This is a genomic window from Streptomyces sp. NPDC024698, from assembly GCF_055559015.1.
Genome location: NZ_JBVHLK010000005.1, coordinates 114,093 through 130,365, shown reverse-complemented (window position 1 = coordinate 130,365; position 16,273 = coordinate 114,093). Strand labels below are relative to the sequence as shown.

General features: G+C 72.2%; 14 protein-coding genes. 10 read left to right on the top strand and 4 right to left on the bottom strand.

The features are described 5' to 3' along the window. Position 1 precedes the first annotated feature (1 nt). From ACZ4AA_RS14045 to ACZ4AA_RS14030, 4 genes are all read left to right on the top strand, one after another. Positions 2–2,389: a xanthine dehydrogenase family protein molybdopterin-binding subunit gene (locus tag ACZ4AA_RS14045; RefSeq protein WP_467600678.1), complete on the top strand. Its 2,388-nt coding sequence runs from the start codon at positions 2–4 to the stop codon at positions 2,387–2,389. A 197-nt stretch (positions 2,390–2,586) separates the two neighbouring features. Continuing rightward, positions 2,587–4,044 (top strand): NCS2 family permease, encoded by a 1,458-nt coding sequence (locus ACZ4AA_RS14040; protein ID WP_467600675.1) that lies wholly within the window; start codon positions 2,587–2,589, stop codon positions 4,042–4,044. 43 nt (positions 4,045–4,087) lie between these two features. Further along, positions 4,088–5,242 carry an XdhC family protein gene (locus tag ACZ4AA_RS14035; protein WP_467600672.1) on the top strand — a complete coding sequence of 385 codons (1,155 nt, stop codon included), beginning with the start codon at positions 4,088–4,090 and terminating at the stop codon, positions 5,240–5,242. A gap of 253 nt (positions 5,243–5,495) precedes the next feature. Beyond that, positions 5,496–6,671 carry a glycoside hydrolase family 6 protein gene (locus ACZ4AA_RS14030; protein WP_467600669.1) on the top strand — a complete coding sequence of 392 codons (1,176 nt, stop codon included), beginning with the start codon at positions 5,496–5,498 and terminating at the stop codon, positions 6,669–6,671. A gap of 19 nt (positions 6,672–6,690) precedes the next feature. Here ACZ4AA_RS14030 and ACZ4AA_RS14025 read toward each other — a convergent pair whose 3' ends face one another. From ACZ4AA_RS14025 to ACZ4AA_RS14015, 3 genes are all read right to left on the bottom strand, one after another. Continuing rightward, a complete protein-coding gene (locus ACZ4AA_RS14025) occupies positions 6,691–7,128 on the bottom strand; it encodes an SRPBCC family protein (RefSeq protein ID WP_467600666.1) in 438 nt (145 codons plus the stop codon). A 118-nt stretch (positions 7,129–7,246) separates the two neighbouring features. Further along, on the bottom strand, positions 7,247–8,614 hold the full coding sequence (locus ACZ4AA_RS14020) for a diacylglycerol/lipid kinase family protein (RefSeq protein WP_467600663.1): 1,368 nt from the start codon (positions 8,612–8,614) through the stop codon (positions 7,247–7,249). 230 nt (positions 8,615–8,844) lie between these two features. Beyond that, positions 8,845–9,327 carry a winged helix-turn-helix transcriptional regulator gene (locus ACZ4AA_RS14015; RefSeq protein ID WP_467600660.1) on the bottom strand — a complete coding sequence of 161 codons (483 nt, stop codon included), beginning with the start codon at positions 9,325–9,327 and terminating at the stop codon, positions 8,845–8,847. Positions 9,328–9,428: 101 nt separating this feature from the next. Here ACZ4AA_RS14015 and ACZ4AA_RS14010 point away from each other — a divergent pair, with 101 nt between their 5' ends. The 6 genes from ACZ4AA_RS14010 to ACZ4AA_RS13985 all read left to right on the top strand — a co-directional run bounded on the left by ACZ4AA_RS14010 (position 9,429) and on the right by ACZ4AA_RS13985 (position 15,766). After that, entirely contained in the window at positions 9,429–9,914 is a 486-nt protein-coding gene (locus tag ACZ4AA_RS14010) for a PaaI family thioesterase (RefSeq protein WP_467600657.1), read from the top strand. A 54-nt stretch (positions 9,915–9,968) separates the two neighbouring features. Further along, on the top strand, positions 9,969–10,616 hold the full coding sequence (locus ACZ4AA_RS14005) for a DUF1345 domain-containing protein (RefSeq protein WP_467600655.1): 648 nt from the start codon (positions 9,969–9,971) through the stop codon (positions 10,614–10,616). Positions 10,617–10,735: 119 nt separating this feature from the next. After that, on the top strand, positions 10,736–11,770 hold the full coding sequence (locus ACZ4AA_RS14000; protein WP_467600652.1) for a Dyp-type peroxidase: 1,035 nt from the start codon (positions 10,736–10,738) through the stop codon (positions 11,768–11,770). Beyond that, complete coding sequence (locus ACZ4AA_RS13995) at positions 11,767–12,642, top strand: family 1 encapsulin nanocompartment shell protein (protein WP_467600649.1); 876 nt, start codon at positions 11,767–11,769, stop codon at positions 12,640–12,642. Before ACZ4AA_RS14000 ends, ACZ4AA_RS13995 begins: the two co-directional genes overlap by 4 nt. Positions 12,643–12,877: 235 nt before the next feature. Next, positions 12,878–15,394, top strand: a complete 2,517-nt coding sequence (locus ACZ4AA_RS13990; RefSeq protein ID WP_467600646.1) for an ATP-dependent Clp protease ATP-binding subunit — start codon at positions 12,878–12,880, stop codon at positions 15,392–15,394. Positions 15,395–15,487: 93 nt separating this feature from the next. Continuing rightward, the gene (locus ACZ4AA_RS13985) at positions 15,488–15,766 is read left to right on the top strand and encodes a hypothetical protein (RefSeq protein ID WP_467600643.1); all 279 of its coding nucleotides are present in this window, start codon (positions 15,488–15,490) and stop codon (positions 15,764–15,766) included. Positions 15,767–15,781: 15 nt separating this feature from the next. On the opposite strand, the gene ACZ4AA_RS13980 is transcribed toward ACZ4AA_RS13985, so the two are convergent. Then, positions 15,782–16,243 carry a GreA/GreB family elongation factor gene (locus ACZ4AA_RS13980; RefSeq protein ID WP_467600640.1) on the bottom strand — a complete coding sequence of 154 codons (462 nt, stop codon included), beginning with the start codon at positions 16,241–16,243 and terminating at the stop codon, positions 15,782–15,784. Between the last annotated feature and the right edge of the window lie 30 nt (positions 16,244–16,273).

The window sequence follows — 16,273 nt, the reverse complement described above, 5'->3', positions numbered from 1 at the left end:
CATGGGAACGACCGGCACACCCACGAACATCACCCAGGGCACCGGGACCAGGGGCGGCGTCGGCGAGTCCACGCTCCGCCCGGACGGCACCCTCAAGGTCACCGGCGAGTTCGCGTACTCCTCCGACATGTGGCACGAGGACATGCTGTGGGGCCAGATCCTGCGCTCCACGGTCGCCCACGCCGAGATCGCGTCCATCGACACGGGCGAGGCCCTGGCCACCCCCGGCGTGTACGCCGTCATGACGTACGACGACCTGCCGACCGAGGTGAGGAACTACGGCCTGGAGATCCAGGACACCCCGGTCCTCGCGCACGGCAAGGTGCGCCACCACGGCGAGCCCGTCGCCATCGTCGCCGCCGACCACCCGGAGACAGCGCGCCGCGCCGCCGCCAAGATCAAGGTGGAGTACCGCGAGCTGCCGGTGATCACCGACGAGGCCTCCGCGACCGCGCCCGGCGCGGTCCTCGTCCACGAGGGGCGCACCGACCACCACATCGGCCACGTCCCGCACCCCAACATCGTGCACCGCCAGCCGATCGTCCGCGGAGACGCCGAACGGGCCGCGGGGAAGGCCGACTTCGTCGTCCGGGGCGAGTACACCTTCGGCATGCAGGACCAGGCCTTCCTCGGCCCCGAGTCCGGTCTCGCCGTGCCCTGCGAGGACGGCGGTGTCGAGCTCTACATCGCCACCCAGTGGCTGCACTCCGACCTGCGCCAGATCGCCCCGGTCCTCGGCCTGCCCGAGGACAAGGTCCGGATGACGCTCTCCGGGGTCGGCGGCGCGTTCGGGGGCCGCGAGGACCTGTCGATGCAGATCCACGCCTGCCTGCTGGCCCTGCGCACCGGCAAGCCCGTAAAGATCGTCTACAACCGCTTCGAGTCGTTCTTCGGACACGTCCACCGCCACCCCGCGAAGCTGTCCTACGAGCACGGGGCGACCAGGGACGGCAAGCTGACCCACGTGAAGGCGCGGATCGTGCTCGACGGCGGCGCGTACGCCTCGGCCTCTCCGGCGGTCGTCGGCAACGCCTCCTCGCTCGGCGTCGGCCCGTACGTGGTCGACGACGTCGACATCGAGGCCATCGCGCTCTACACCAACAACCCGCCCTGCGGCGCCATGCGCGGCTTCGGCGCGGTCCAGGCGTGCTTCGCGTACGAGGCGCAGATGGACAAGCTCGCCGACCAGGTGGGCATGGACCGGGTCGCGTTCCGCCAGCTCAACGCGATGGAACAGGGCTCGCTCCTGCCGACCGGGCAGCGCGTCGACTCGCCGGCCCCGGTCGCCGAACTCCTGCGCCGCGTCAAGGCGATGCCGCTTCCGCCCGAACGCCAGTGGCTCTCCGCGGGCGAGGACGCGGACGTACGGCAGCTGCCCGGCGGCCTGTCCAACACCACGCACGGCGAGGGCGTCGTCCGCGGGATCGGGTACGCCGTCGGCCTCAAGAACGTCGGCTTCTCCGAGGGGTTCGACGACTACTCGACCGCCCGGGTCCGTATGGAGGTCGTGGGCGGAGTGCCGGTCGCCACCGTGCACACCGCGATGGCCGAGGTCGGCCAGGGCGGCGTCACCGTCCACGCGCAGATCGCCCGCACCGAACTGGGCGTCGCGCAGGTGACCATCCAGCCGGCCGACACCCGCGTGGGCAGCGCCGGTTCGACCTCCGCCTCCCGCCAGACGTACGTCACCGGCGGCGCCGTCAAGAACTCCTGCGAGCTGGTCCGCGAGAAGGTCCTGGAGATCGGCCGCCGCAAGTTCGGCACCTACCACCCGGCCTGGGCCACGGCCGAACTCCTCCTGGAGGGCGGCAAGGTCGTCACCGACGGCGGCGAGGTGCTCGCCGGCCTCGCCGACGTGCTGGAGGACGAGGCGGTCGAGGTCGAGGCCGAGTGGCGGCACCGCCCGACCGAACCCTTCGACCTGCGCACCGGGCAGGGCAACGGCCACGTCCAGTACTCGTTCGCCGCGCACCGCGCCGTCGTCGAGGTGGACACCGAGCTCGGCCTGGTCAAGGTCGTCGAACTGGCCTGCGCCCAGGACGTCGGCAAGGCGCTCAACCCGCTGTCCGTCATCGGCCAGATCCAGGGTGGCACCACCCAGGGCCTGGGCATCGCGGTCATGGAGGAGATCATCGTCGACCCGAAGACCGCGAAGGTGCGCAACCCCTCCTTCACGGACTATCTGATCCCCACCATCCTCGACACACCGACCATCCCCGTCGATGTGCTCGAACTCGCCGACGACCACGCCCCCTACGGGCTCCGTGGCATCGGCGAGGCCCCGACCCTGTCGTCCACCCCGGCCGTCCTCGCGGCGATCCGGAACGCGACGGGTCTGGAGCTCGACCGGACTCCGGTGCGCCCCGAACACCTCACGGGGAACGCGTAGTTCCGGCAATCCCGCTCCGGGCGGCGCCGGGAACACCATCCTTCCCCGCGCCGCGCGGTGCCCTTCACGTTCGTCCCGGGCCGTCCCCCGGGCCGTGCCGTCGCAGCACCTTCCCAAATCCCGCAGCCGCGGGCGCGGCTGACCAGCCGTCAGGACGGCTGTGCGGGTGCCCCTTTGAACCTTGGGAGCAGGCCCACATGACCCAGCAGTCACTGGAGCCGAAGACCACCGCGCAGGACGCGGGCGCGGGCAGCCGCGTTCCGGCGGGACGGTCTTGGCTCGACCGGTACTTCCACATCTCCCGGCGGGAGAGCTCGATCGCGCGTGAGGTGCGCGGCGGCGTCACCACCTTCATGGCGATGGCGTACATCCTGCTGCTCAACCCCCTCGTCCTGTCCGGCAAGGACGTGGCGGGGGACACGCTCGGCCAGAAGGCGCTGATCACCGCGACCGCGTTCGCGGCGGCCTTCACCACCCTCCTCATGGGCTTCGTCGGCAAGGTGCCGCTCGCCCTGGCCGCGGGGCTCTCGGTGTCCGGGGTGCTCTCCTCGCAGGTCGTCCCGCAGATGACCTGGCCGCAGGCCATGGGCATGTGCGTGATGTACGGCGCGGTCATCATGCTCCTGGTCGTCACCGGGCTGCGCGAGATGATCATGAACGCGATCCCGCTGGCGCTCAAGCACGCCATCACCATGGGCATCGGTCTGTTCATCGCGCTGATCGGCCTGGTCAAGGCCGGCTTCGTGCACCAGGGCAAGGCGACCCCCCTCACCCTCGGCGCCACCGGTGAACTGGCCGGCTGGCCGGTGCTGCTGTTCGCCGCGACCCTGCTGCTGATCTTCGCGCTCCAGGCGCGCGGGGTCCCCGGCGCGATCCTCATCGGCATCGTCTCCGGCACGGCCCTGTCCGTCGTCCTCGACGTCACCGGCGTCATCGCCCCGGGACAGTGGGCCGGGGGCGCCCCCGAACTGCACGGCAGCGCCGTCTCGATGCCCGACTTCTCGCTCTTCGGCAAGGTCGAGTTCGGCGGCTGGAGCCACGTCGGCACCATGACGGTCGGCATGATCGTCTTCACGTTGGTGCTCGCCGGCTTCTTCGACGCGATGGCCACGATCATCGGTGTCGGCACCGAGGCCGGACTGGCCGACGACCGGGGCCGCATGCCCGGACTGTCGAAGGCGCTGTTCATCGACGGCGCCGGCGGAGCGGTCGGCGGAGTGGCCGGAGCCTCCGGGCAGACGGTCTTCGTCGAGTCCGCGACCGGCGTCGGCGAAGGCGCTCGTACCGGTCTGTCCTCCGTGGTCACCGGCGTCCTCTTCGCGGCCTGCCTGTTCTTCACCCCGCTGACGGCGATCGTCCCGGGCGAGATAGCGGCGGCGGCCCTGGTGGTGATCGGCGCCATGATGATGACGAACGCGCGCCACGTCGACTGGGCCGACCGCGCCACCGCCGTCCCGGTCTTCCTGACGGTCGTGATCATGCCGTTCACCTATTCGATCACCGCGGGCGTGGCGGCCGGTGTGATCAGTTACGTCGCCATCAGGATCGCCCAGGGCAGGGCCCGGGAGATCGGGGCCTTCATGTGGGCTCTGACGGCCGTCTTCTTCGTCTACTTCGCGCTCCACCCGATCGAGGGCTGGCTGGGCGTCCGCTGACACCCGAGCCCCTTCCACCCAACGCTCGCAAGGAGACCGAGACATGCTGGACATCGCCGAAGAACTGCACCGGTGGGTCGAGCAGGGCCGCGACTTCGCCGTCGCCACGGTGGTGGCGGTCGGCGGCAGCGCGCCCCGCAGGCCCGGCGCCGCGCTCGCCGTCGACGCCGGGGGCACGGTGATCGGCTCGGTCTCGGGCGGCTGCGTGGAAGGGGCCGTCTACGACCTGTGCGTCCAGGCGCTGGAGGACGGCGAGACCGTCCTCGAACGCTTCGGCTACAGCGACGACGACGCCTTCGCGGTCGGGCTGACCTGCGGCGGCGTCATCGACATCCTGGTCACCCCGGTCCGCTCACGGGACACCGCCCGCCGTGCGGTGTTCGCGGCGGCGCTCGCCGCCGCGGCGGGCGGCGAGGCGGCGGCCCTCGCCCGGGTCGTGAGCGGGCCCGCCGAACTGTCGGGCCGGGCCCTCCTCGTGCGGGCCGACGGCTCCCACGAGGGCGGCTTCGGCGCCCACCCCGGACTCGACCGTACGGTGATCGGCGAGGCGGCGGCCCAGCTCGACGCCGGCCGCACCGCCACCGTGGAGATCGGAGAGCAGGGCTCTCGTTGCGGAGCACCGCTCACGGTCCTGGTGGAGTCCTCGGTCCCGCCCCCACGCATGATCGTTTTCGGCGCCGTCGACTTCGCCTCGGCGCTCGTTCGCGTCGGCGGGTTCCTCGGCTACCGGGTGACGGTGTGCGACGCCCGCCCGGTCTTCGCGACGGCGGCCCGCTTCCCCGAGGCGGACGACATCGTCGTGGAATGGCCCCACCGCTACCTGGAGCGCACCGAGGTCGACTCCCGCACGGTCCTGTGCGTCCTCACCCACGACGCCAAGTTCGACGTCCCGCTGCTGCGGCTCGCGCTGCGGCTGCCGGTGGCCTACGTCGGCGCCATGGGCTCGCGCCGCACCCACCTGGACCGCAACGAACGGCTGCGCGAGGTCGGCGTCACCGAGATCGAGCTGGCCCGCTTGAGGTCGCCGATCGGTCTGGACCTGGGAGCGCGCACCCCCGAGGAGACGGCCCTGTCGATCGCCGCGGAGATCGTGGCCGACCGGCGCGGCGGAAGCGGGGTCTCGCTCACCGGGGCGCACACCCCCATCCATCACGACACCCCCTCGGCCCCGGCGCGGCGCATCGGGTCGGTGGCCTGAGGGAGGGGCCCGGGGGAGGGGCCAGAGGGACCCTCTTCCGGGCGGTACTCCGGTCGACGCCCCGGGCGGCGCTTGCGTGCCGCTCCGTTCGCGCCGCTCCGCTCATGCGACTGCTTGCGTGCCGCTTCGGCGCTTTGCCGCGTCATCGCTTCTTCCGTGTCCCGTATTGACGTGGACGCGCCTCTGGGCGAGTCTCCTGTGGGAGCGCTCCCGCAAGTCCCTCGTGACCGTTGCGACCCCGGAGTGAACCTGTATGAGACGACGCACCCCCATCTGGCTCGCCGCTCTGTCCGTCGGGCTGGCCGCCCTGTTCGCCGTGCCCCCGGCGCAGGCCGCCGAACCCGCCGGCCGCGGACCCTCGCTGTACGTCCCCGACGCCAACCCGGCGGCTTACCAGCAGGTCCGGAGCCTCGCCCGGGCCGGCCGGCTGCGCGACGCGGCGGACATCCTGGCGATGGTGAACACCCCGCAGGCCGTGTGGTTCGGCGACCAGACACCGGCCGAGGTGGAGCGACTGGTCCGCGCGGTGGTGCGCGACGCGGGCCGCGAGCACACGATTCCCGCGCTGGCGCTGTACGACATCCCCGGCCGTGACTGCGCCAACTATTCGGCGGGCGGCGCCGCGAACACCGCGGAGTACCAGGCGTGGATCGACGCCGTGGCACGCGGGATCGGGCGCGGCGACGCGATCGTCACCCTCGAACCCGACGCCCTCGCCCTGCTGCCCTCCGACTGCGGCCAGGACGACGCCGAGGGTACGAAGACCGCCGCGCGCTACGCCGAGGTCAACTACGCGGTCGACGCCCTGGAGCCCCTGCGCGGGACCCGGGTCTATCTCGACACCGGCCACCCCGGCTGGCAGTCCGTCAACTCCATCGTGCCGCGCCTGATCAAGGGCGGGGTGGCCCGGGCCTCCGGCTTCTACACCAACGCCTCGAACTACAACACCGACGACGCCAACTCCTGGTACGGCAAGCTCATCTCGTCCTGTCTGGCCTATGCCGACGGCGGCGGTGACGTCGCCCAGTGCCCCAACCAGTGGTGGCCGCGCGCCGAGGCGCAGACCTGGCTCGACGCGCATGTGACGATCCCGCCGTCCCGGATGAAGCACTTCGTCACGGACTCCAGCCGCAACGGTCGGGGCACCTGGACCCCGCCGGCCGGCAAGTACACCGACGCGCAGGACTGGTGCAACCCGCCCGACCGCGGTCTCGGCGCCCGTCCCACGCTCCGTACCGGCGACCCGCTCCAGGACGCCCGGCTGTGGATCAAGACGCCCGGTGAGTCGGACGGCCTGTGCCTGCGCGGAACCGCGGGGCCCGAGGACCCCGAGCGCGGGACGGCCGACCCGAAGGCGGGCGACTGGTTCCCGCAACAGGCCCTGGAACTGGCCCGGTTGGCGGAGCCCCCGCTGATCCCGGGGCACTGACCGGACAGGTCCGCCCGGCCTACCCGGCCAGCAACCCGTCCACGGCCCGCCCGAACATCCACCGCGCCGACCACCCCAGCGGGCGGTCGGCGCGGCCGGGCAGCCCGCGTACGTTCAGGTCCTCGCGCCAGACCACCCGTGAACCGCCGCCTTCCGCCGGGTGCACCGCGAACTCGGCCCAGCCCGTGACGAACGAGCCGCGTTTGACCAGCCGGCACGTTCCCGGGCCCCCGTCGTCGGGCGGGTGCCAGGCGACGACCTCCATCGGGTCGTCGAACGCGAGCGGCCCGAACCCCGACCGCGCCACGAAGACCGTGCCCTCCCCGGTCGGCGCCGGTGTGCGCACGGTGATCCGGGTCAGCGGGACGACGTCCGCGTGCCGGGGCCAGTCGGTCAGCCTCCGCCAGCTCTCGGCGACGGAGTGCCGCGACACGCGTTCCAGGACGAAGAGGACCACGGCATGATCGTAGGCGCTGGGTCGTGTCCGTGAATTCTCGCCTGGCCGACGACGTCCGGCACGCCCTGGGAAGGCCGCGGGCCCGGGGTGAACTTCGCGGCGACGGCACCGGACCCGGTCAGCGCTCCGGGTCCGCCCGCCGCGGTCCGTGGCCCGGGCGGTGGACGCCCGCCGTGCGGCCCACGAGCAGCGCCATGGCCAGCAGCCGGCGCCAGTCCAGGGCGGGCTGGGCCGCCGGGACGCCCGGCCGCTTCCTCGGCACCCGGACCCGCAGCACGCCCGGTGCGAGCCGGCAGATCACCGGCGTGGGCAGGACCATGGCCTCGCCGTCGATGCCCGCCTCCAGTTCGCCGCCGTCGGCCGTCACGACCACCTCGCGCGCGGTCAGGACCGACAGGCCGTGCGGGGCCGGGGTGAGCAGCAGGGCGGCGGCCTCGACCGCGCTGTCCACCTTGACGCCGAGGACACCGAGCAGGCCCGAGTCCAGCCGCTCGCGCCGGCCGAGACCCGCGGGGTCGTCGGTGCGGTAGGGGTTGTTGCTCACCAGCACCGCCTGCGGCGCTTCGAGCGTCGTACCGGCGGCGTGGGCGGTCAGCTCGGGTCCGCGCTGGCGGGTGAGCAGATCCGGAAGGAGCTCCAGGATCGTGCCGATCTTGTCGTCCCGGTAGGCGGGATCCTGGACGACCGCCGCGTACGCGCCGAACGAGGCGTTGTTGACGAAGGGGTGCTCCCCGGCGAAGCCGAGGTCCACCCGCAGCTCGACCCCGTCCCGCAGCGCGTCGAGGCAGGTGGCGGGGTCGTCCCGGTCGAGTCCCAGGTCCAGGGCGAAGTGGTTGCGGGTGCCCGCCGAGACGACGAGGAAGGGCAGCCCGTGCTCGGCGGCCACGGCGGCGACGAGCGCCTGCGTCCCGTCGCCGCCCGCGACCCCCAGCAGATCCGCTCCGTCCGCGACCGCGCGCCGGGCCAGCTCGGTGACGTCCTGGTGTCGCTCCGGATCGAGGAGCACCACACGGGCGCCGAGGCGTTCGGCCTTCTCCACCAGGCCGAACCGTTCCACCTTGCCGCCGCCGGACCGGGGGTTCATGAGGACGAACGGCCGCCGGGGCGGCGGGGTGCGGTGCTCCTTCATCGGGCGGACCCGGCCGCGGGCGCCGCGCAGCGCGTAACGGCCGCACCACACGGCGACGATCCACAGCACCGGGGACAGCAGCAGGGTCCACAGCAGCGTGAGCGCGAGCACCACGATGGCGGCGAGCGGGAGGGCGATCGCGAGGATCCCGGCGATCCAGCGCACCGGGCCCCGCCGGGACAGCGTCCACCACAGGGCCGCCGCCGCGACGGCCATGGCGGCGAGAGCGGCGAGCAGGAGCAGCAGACCGCGGACGCCGCCGGCGATGAGCGGCAGCGCCACCGCGAGGGCGGCCGAGAGCAGCGCGGCTCTCGCCGCCCACCGTTCGCGGGCCGACGGCCCCGTCTGCGCGCTCATCGTTCCTCCACCGGTCGGTCCGTCGAGCACCGCGGCCCGCCGTCCTGGGGCGCCGCCGTGCCGGTCACGCCAACCGGATGCCCGTACGGTGGACGTCCATGTCAGACGTGCCGGGACAGCCCTTGTGTGCCGGGACGGCCCCTCATGGGGTCACGCTGTCACGAGCGGGGCTCCCGCACCACGAGGCGGCCGGTTGCGAGGGCCCGTTTCCCGCACCGGAACGTCTCCGGTCAGCGTCCGGCGCCGGGATCCGCCCGCCGTGCCGACGGGCCGGGGCGGGTGCGTGCCTCCGGCGGGATCAGCGCGCCGTGCCCGCCCCCGCACACCACGGCCGCGCGCACCTGCTCTCCGCAGTCCGCGTGCACGACTTCCAGCGGCGGCCCGTCCGGATCCGCGGTGTAGCGGTCGCCCCACTGCTTGAGGGCGATCATGACGGGCCACAGGTCCCAGCCCTTGCGGGTGAGCCGGTACTCGTTCCGGGTACGGCTGCCGGGCTCGCTGTACGGCACGGTGTCGAGGATCCCGGCCGCGACCAGCTTGCGCAGCCGGTCCGCCAGCACGCTCTCGGAGAGCCCGACGTGCCGCCGGAAGTCGTCGAAGCGCCGTACGCCGTTCATCGCGTCCCGCAGGACCAGCATCGACCACTTCTCGCCGACCAGGTCGAGCGTGCGCTGCACCGTGCAGTTCTCGGTACTGGTGTCGAGCCACGTCATGCGCCCCATCGTAGGCTCACTGCGGGATTGACAGCCAGATGCGGCACCATCTAGCTTCGAAAAACAGAGTCAGATGGCCGAGACGGGAGAGTGGAAGAGTCATGGGCAGGTCTCGTACGTACGACTGGGAGGACCCGGCCGTCTCCGCGGCCGCCGTCGCCCGGTTCAGCGGCCGCGAATTCCTCCGCGAGATCCAGGCCGGACGGCTCCCCGCGCCGCCGATCTCCGCGACCCTCGGCATGACCCTCGACGAGGTCGAGCACGGCCGGGTCGTCTTCACGCTGGTTGCGGGGGAGGAGCACTACAACCCCATCGGAAGCGTCCACGGAGGCGTGTACGCCACCCTGCTGGACTCCGCGGCGGGCTGCGCCGTGCAGTCCGTGCTGCCCCGGGGGACCGGGTACACCTCGCTCGACCTGAACGTGAAGTTCCTGCGGCCCGTCACCGTGGACACCGGGACGATCCGCGCGGTCGGCACGGTCCTCAACAGCGGCCGCCGTACGGCCCTCGCGCAGGCGGAGCTCTTCGACGCGGCGGGCCGGCTGCTCGCCCACACCACCAGCAGCTGTCTGCTGTTCTCCGTCTGACCCGCCCGCGGGTTTTACCGGGCCGGGGCGCGGCCCGGGGATAGCGTGCCGCCCATGAGGACCAGCCTGCCGAGGACCCTGTCCCTGGACGCCGTGCCGCGCCTGGCCGTCGCGGTGGCCTTCGGCGCCGTCGTGGGCGTGGCCGTCGGACTCGCGAACGACGTCTTCCTGGGTCTGCTGTCCGGGATCGCCGCGACGGAACTCTTCTTCGTCCTCGCGGGCTGGGCGGTGCTGTGGCCGATGACCGCCACGGCCACCCGCGACAACGCGCGGCGCGAGGACTTCCGCCCCCTGACCGACGAACTCGTGGTGGTCGCGGTCGCGCTGTGCGGCCTGTTCGCCATCGTGCTGCTCCTCCTGCGCGGCGGCCGGTCCGACCACGGCCACGCGGCGGCGGTGACCGCCCTGTGCGGGGTGTTCCTGGCCTGGGCCGCCCTGCACCTGATGTACGCCACCCGCTACGCCTACGTGTACTACGACGCGAACGGCGGCATCGACTTCAACACGGACGACCCGCCCGCGTACCGCGACTTCTTCTACTTCAGCTACAACCTCGGGATGACCTACCAGGTCTCCGACACCGGCGTCTCCAGCGCGAAGATCCGCTCGATCGTGCTCCGGCACTGCCTCCTGTCGTACGTGTTCGGCACCAGCATCCTCGCCACGGCCATCAACGTCGTCGTCGGACTCGTGAGCCGCTGACGCCGTCCCGGGCCCGATCCGTTCTGGTGCGGTTTGCCCGGGGAACCAGCAGGATGGGAGGCGGAACCGACCGGTCCGTGCGCGACCGGCACCTTCGCGTCCCACGAGGAGGCCGACCCTTGGCCGAGCCACAGGCTCTGATCTCCCGGCCGGCCGGGGCCGCCGTGTTCCTCGTGGTCACCGTCACGCCGGGACACGAGGACACGGTCCGCGATCTGCTGGAGGACGTCTCCGGACTGCGCCGGTCGGTCTCCTTCCGGGCGCCACGCGACGAACTCGGCTGTGTCGTCGGCATCGGGTCGGCGGTCTGGGGCCGGCTGTTCAGCGGCCCCCGGCCCCAAGAACTGCACCCGTTCCTGGAGTTGACGGGCAGACGGCACCGCGCCCCCTCCACGCCGGGGGACCTCCTGTTCCACATCCGGGCCCGCCGGGCCGACCTCTGCTTCGAACTCGCCCGGCTGATCATGGAACGGCTGGACGGCGCGGTCACGGTGGCCGACGAGGTCCATGGGTTCAAGTACTTCGACGACCGTGACCTGCTCGGCTTCGTCGACGGCAGCGAGAACCCCGAGGGCCCCGCGGCCGACGACGCCGTGCTCGTCGGCGACGAGGACCCCGCCTTCGCGGGCGGCAGTTACGTGATCGTCCAGAAGTACCTGCACGACCTGCGGGCCTGGAACGCGCTGCCCTCGGACGAGCAGGAGCGGGTCATCGGGCGCACCAAGCTGGCCAACGTCGAACTCCCCGACGACGTCAAACCCGCCGACTCCCATGTCGCGCTCAACACCGTCACCGACGAGAACGGCGACGAACGCAAGATCGTGCGGGAGAACATGCCCTTCGGCACCCTGGGCGAGGGCGAGTTCGGCACCTACTTCATCGGTTACGCCCGCACCCCCGAGGTGACCGAGCAGATGCTCCGCAACATGTTCCTCGGCGCGGGCCGGGCCCCGCACGACCGCATCCTCGACTTCTCGACCGCGATCACCGGCTGCCTCTTCCACACCCCGGCCGCCGGCTTCCTCGACGACCTCCCCGCCGCCCCGGGCGAGCGGGAGGCCGAGGAGCCCGTGGCGGACCCGGCCGCCACCGCCGGTGAGCGCCCGGCGGACGGCTCACTGGGAATCGGCAGCCTCAAAGGAGTCCGCACATGACGACCGCACCCGACGCCACCGCCGGCTCCGCCGGGACCGGCAACCTGCACCGCGAACTCGCGCCCATCACACCCGCCGCGTGGAACGAGATCGAGGACGAGGCGCGCCGCACGTTCCGGCGCAATCTCGCCGGGCGGCGCGTCGTGGACGTCTCGGGCCCCGACGGTCCCGTGCTTGCCGCCGTCGGCACCGGCCATCTGTCCCGCATCGACGGGCCCTCACCCGGTGTCGCGGCCCGGCTGCGCCAGGTCCAGCCGCTGGTCGAACTGACGGTGCCGTTCCGGCTGAGCCGTGACGCCGTCGACGACGTGGACCGGGGCTCCCAGGACTCCGACTGGCAGCCGGTCAAGGACGCGGCCCGCACCATGGCGTTCGCCGAGGACCAGACCGTCTTCAACGGCTACACGGCCGCCCGGGTCGACGGCCTGCGTGCCCGTACCTCCAACCCGGTCCTCCGCCTTCCCGCGGAACCGCGCGAGTTCCCCGACGCCGTCAGCCACGCCCTGAGCACCCTGCGGCTGGCCGGTGTACAGGGCCCGTACGCGCTGCTGCTCGGCGCGGAGGCGTACACGGCGGTCAGCGAGACCTCCGACCACGGCTACCCGGTCTCCGCGCACCTCGGCCGGCTGCTCGACGGCCGGCTGATCTGGGCGCCCGCCGTGGAGGGAGCCTTCCTGCTCTCCACCCGGGGCGGCGACTACGAACTGCGCCTCGGTGAGGATCTCGCCATCGGCTACACGGCCCATGACGCCGACGGCGTCGACCTGTACTTCCGCCAGACCCTGACGTTCCTCGTGCACACGGACGAGGCCGTCGTGGCGCTCGACCCGTGGACCGAGACGAGTGGGGGCACCGGCAGGGGTACGGCCTGACCTCGCCGGAGGCGCGGGCGGGCCCCGGGCGGGGCGGCACTCGGGGCGGCTCCGCGGGCCGACCGTGCCCGCTCTCCCCGGTCCGTCAACGGGCCGTCGCCCCACGCGAGTTCCGCCATGCCCGGGAGGAAAGCGCAGGCCAGGGACCTTCACGGCACGGATGTCCGCTCCGGTTGCGGAGCAATAGGCGCCGCGAAATGGTGGAGAGGACTCGTCGCCGCACCGGGAGCTGTCCATGTCGATGTCGTCGTACGGTTTCGGCTCGTCCGACCCCTTCGGTGAACTGCTGAACCGCTTCTTCGGGATGTCCCCGGCGTCGTCTCCTCCGGCCGTGCAGCGCGTGCCCATCGGGCGGCTGCTGACGGAGTCCTCGCAGGAACTCCTGAACCTGGCCGCGCAGCGGGCCCAGCAGGACGGGACGTCCGATCTCGACACGGAGCACCTGTTGTGGGCCGCCACGAAGGTGGAACCCTCGCGCTCGCTGCTGGCCCGCGCGGAGCTGGACCCCGACGCCCTCGCCGCCCAGCTGGCCGAGGTCCTTCCCCGGGAGAGCAGCGAACCGTCGTCGGAGCCGGGGCTGACCCCGGCGGCCAAGCGCACCCTGGCCGCCGCGTACGCCCGCTCGCAGGCGGCCGGCGTGTCCTACATCGGCCCCGAGCACATCCTCGCCGCCCTGCTGGGAGACGCGGACACCGGAGCCGCGCAGCTGCTGCGCGCCGACGGACAGGACGCGCAGAAGCTGGCCGGTCTCACGGAGCGGACGGCCCGTCCCGAAGGCCGCCCCGCCGAGCCCGACAAGCCCGCCACGACCCTCGACGAGTTCGGCCGGGACCTGACGGAGGAGGCGAAGGCCGGCCGGCTCGACCCGGTCGTCGGACGCGCCGAGCAGATCGAGCAGACCATCGAGATCCTCTCGCGGCGCTCCAAGAACAACCCCGTGCTCATCGGTGAACCGGGCGTCGGCAAGACGGCGATCGTCGAAGGACTCGCACAGCGCATCGTCTCCGGTGACGTCCCCGACACCCTCAAGGGCAAGCGGGTCGTCTCGCTCGACCTGTCCGGCATGGTGGCCGGAGCCCAGTACCGCGGACAGTTCGAGGAGCGGCTGAAGAAGGTCATCGAGGACGTCCAGGCATCGGACGGGGAGATCGTCCTGTTCATCGACGAGCTGCACACGGTCGTCGGCGCGGGCGCGACGGGCGAGGGCTCGATGGACGCGGGCAACATGCTCAAGCCCGCGCTGGCCCGCGGAGAACTGCACGTCGTGGGGGCGACGACCATCGACGAGTACCGCAAGTACGTCGAGAAGGACGCCGCCCTCGAACGCCGTTTCCAGCCGGTCGTGGTCCCGGAACCGACGGTCGAGGAGACCGTACAGATCCTGGAGGGACTGCGGGACGCCTACGAGGCGCACCACCAGGTCCGCTTCGCCGACGGCGCCCTGGCCGCGGCGGCGGAACTGTCCGACCGCTACATCAGCGACCGGTTCCTGCCCGACAAGGCGATCGACGTGATGGACCAGGCGGGGGCCCGGGTGCGGCTGCGCGGCGCGAGCCGTTCGACCGAGGTCGCCGAACGCGAGGACCGCATCGCGAAACTGCGCCGCGAACGCGACCAGGCCGTGGCCGCCGAGGACTTCGAGCGGGCCGGACAGCTCAAGGGGCGGATCGCCGAGGCCGAGGGCGAACTCGGGGGCATCGAGGAGCGGCGCGCCGGTGTCGTCTCGGTGACCGCGCGTGACATCGCGGACATCGTCTCCCGGCGCACCGGCATCCCCGTGTCCCAGCTCACCGCCAGCGAGAAGGAGAAGCTCCTCAAGCTGGAGGAGGAGATGCACTCCCGGATCGTCGGCCAGGACGAGGCGGTCACCGCCGTCTCGCAGGCCGTGCGCCGGAACAGGGCGGGCATGGGCGACCCGAACCGCCCCGTGGGTTCCTTCCTCTTCCTCGGACCCACCGGCGTGGGCAAGACGGAGCTGGCCAAGACCCTCGCCGAGCAGCTGTTCGGCGACGAGAACCGCATGATCCGCTTCGACATGAGCGAGTTCCAGGAGAAGCACACGGTGGCCCGTCTCGTCGGCGCGCCTCCGGGATACGTCGGATACGACGAGGCCGGACAGCTGACCGAGAAGGTCCGCAGGCAGCCGTACAGCGTCGTGCTGTTCGACGAGGTGGAGAAGGCGCACCCCGATGTCTTCAACACGCTGCTCCAGATCCTCGACGACGGCCGTCTGACGGACGGTCAGGGCCGTACCGTCGACTTCCGGCACTGCGTCGTGATCATGACCTCCAACATCGGCGCGCACCGGATCCTCGATCACAAGGGCGATGTGTCCGATCTCAAGGACGCGTTGATGGACGAGCTGCGGACCCGGTTCCTGCCCGAGTTCCTGAACCGCATCGACGACATCATCATCTTCCACGGCCTGGACGAGAACGATCTCGCCCAGATCGTCGAGCATCTCCTCGGGCGGAGCGGACGCCGGGTGCACGCGCAGGGCATGAGGCTGGAGGTGACCGACGCGGCCAAGAAGCTGCTGGTCGCCCACGGTCATCAACCGGAGTTCGGCGCCCGCCCGTTGAGGCGCACGATCCAGACGGAACTGGACAACGGCATCGCGGAGCTCCTGCTCGGCGGCGAGGCCGAACCCGGCGACACCATCGTCGCCGACGACCGGGACGGCTCCGTGGTGTGCACCGTGCGCAAGGGTGCTCCGGCCGCCGGTGCCCCGGACGACGCACGGAACGAGTAGCGACGTACGACGAAGGACGGGACGGAGGACTCCTGACACCGAGGACCTGCCCGGGCGCGCGAGATGCCGGGCAGTCGTTTGAGGAGGCTGCGCATGACGCACCACAAGTCCAACCGGGCTGTCGAAGGCGATCCGGAACACGCCCACAACAGGGGGATGCCCCTGCGGTGCGACGACGACGAACTCCACGCGCGTACGGTCCGCGAGCGGCGCGAAGCCGGTCTGGCCGTCGGGCCCGTGGACGACCCCGAGGCCGCCTACCGGCGGGAGCGGATGGAGATCGACCTGGAGGTGGGCGCGGGCCGGATCCCGACGGGCGACCTCACCCGGCGGAACAGGGCCCCCTACCCGCCCTCCAGCTACGGGGACTGACCCCCTGAACAGGCCCTAGCCCAGGGAGACCACGACGGCGCTGCGGGGACCCTCGGGTGCCTCGAAGTTCACGGTGTCCCCGGCGCGATGTCCGAGCAGGGCGCGTCCGAGCGGACTGTCGGCCGTGACGAGGGTCCGGTCCAGCACCGCGGCGCCCTCGCCGATCTGGACGGTGTCCGTCGTGCCGTCCGAGAACCGGACGGTGACCGTGCTGCCCACGCCGACCTGGTCGGTGGGCGGCGGGCCCGCCAGGTCGGCCTGGGCGAGCCGCGTGGTGATCCGCGCGATCCGGTCGTCCAGGTGCCGCAGATCGTCCGCGCGCTGCAACTCGTCCGCGGCGTCGGCCTGGTCGCCCACCTCCGCGTCGGAGTCCCGCAGGGTCGCCGCGACCGTTCCGCGTTCGGTGCGCAGGTCGGCGAGCTCCTGCTCCAGTGCCTGCCGGGCAGCCTCGCTGATCGGTGCCGGTTCGCTGGACATGCCTGCTCCTCGGGGTGCGAGAGGTGGGTC

Bases quoted from the DNA above. Each gene is read 5' to 3' on its own strand.
- ACZ4AA_RS14045 (WP_467600678.1), top strand. From the start codon at position 2: ATGGGAACGACCGGCACACCCACGAACATCACCCAGGGCACCGGGACC.
- ACZ4AA_RS14040 (WP_467600675.1), top strand. From the start codon at position 2,587: ATGACCCAGCAGTCACTGGAGCCGAAGACCACCGCGCAGGACGCGGGC.
- ACZ4AA_RS14035 (WP_467600672.1), top strand. From the start codon at position 4,088: ATGCTGGACATCGCCGAAGAACTGCACCGGTGGGTCGAGCAGGGCCGC.
- ACZ4AA_RS14030 (WP_467600669.1), top strand. From the start codon at position 5,496: ATGAGACGACGCACCCCCATCTGGCTCGCCGCTCTGTCCGTCGGGCTG.
- ACZ4AA_RS14020 (WP_467600663.1), bottom strand. From the start codon at position 8,614: ATGAGCGCGCAGACGGGGCCGTCGGCCCGCGAACGGTGGGCGGCGAGA.
- ACZ4AA_RS14015 (WP_467600660.1), bottom strand. From the start codon at position 9,327: ATGACGTGGCTCGACACCAGTACCGAGAACTGCACGGTGCAGCGCACG.
- ACZ4AA_RS14010 (WP_467600657.1), top strand. From the start codon at position 9,429: ATGGGCAGGTCTCGTACGTACGACTGGGAGGACCCGGCCGTCTCCGCG.
- ACZ4AA_RS14005 (WP_467600655.1), top strand. From the start codon at position 9,969: ATGAGGACCAGCCTGCCGAGGACCCTGTCCCTGGACGCCGTGCCGCGC.
- ACZ4AA_RS13995 (WP_467600649.1), top strand. From the start codon at position 11,767: ATGACGACCGCACCCGACGCCACCGCCGGCTCCGCCGGGACCGGCAAC.
- ACZ4AA_RS13990 (WP_467600646.1), top strand. From the start codon at position 12,878: ATGTCGATGTCGTCGTACGGTTTCGGCTCGTCCGACCCCTTCGGTGAA.
- ACZ4AA_RS13985 (WP_467600643.1), top strand. From the start codon at position 15,488: ATGACGCACCACAAGTCCAACCGGGCTGTCGAAGGCGATCCGGAACAC.
- ACZ4AA_RS13980 (WP_467600640.1), bottom strand. From the start codon at position 16,243: ATGTCCAGCGAACCGGCACCGATCAGCGAGGCTGCCCGGCAGGCACTG.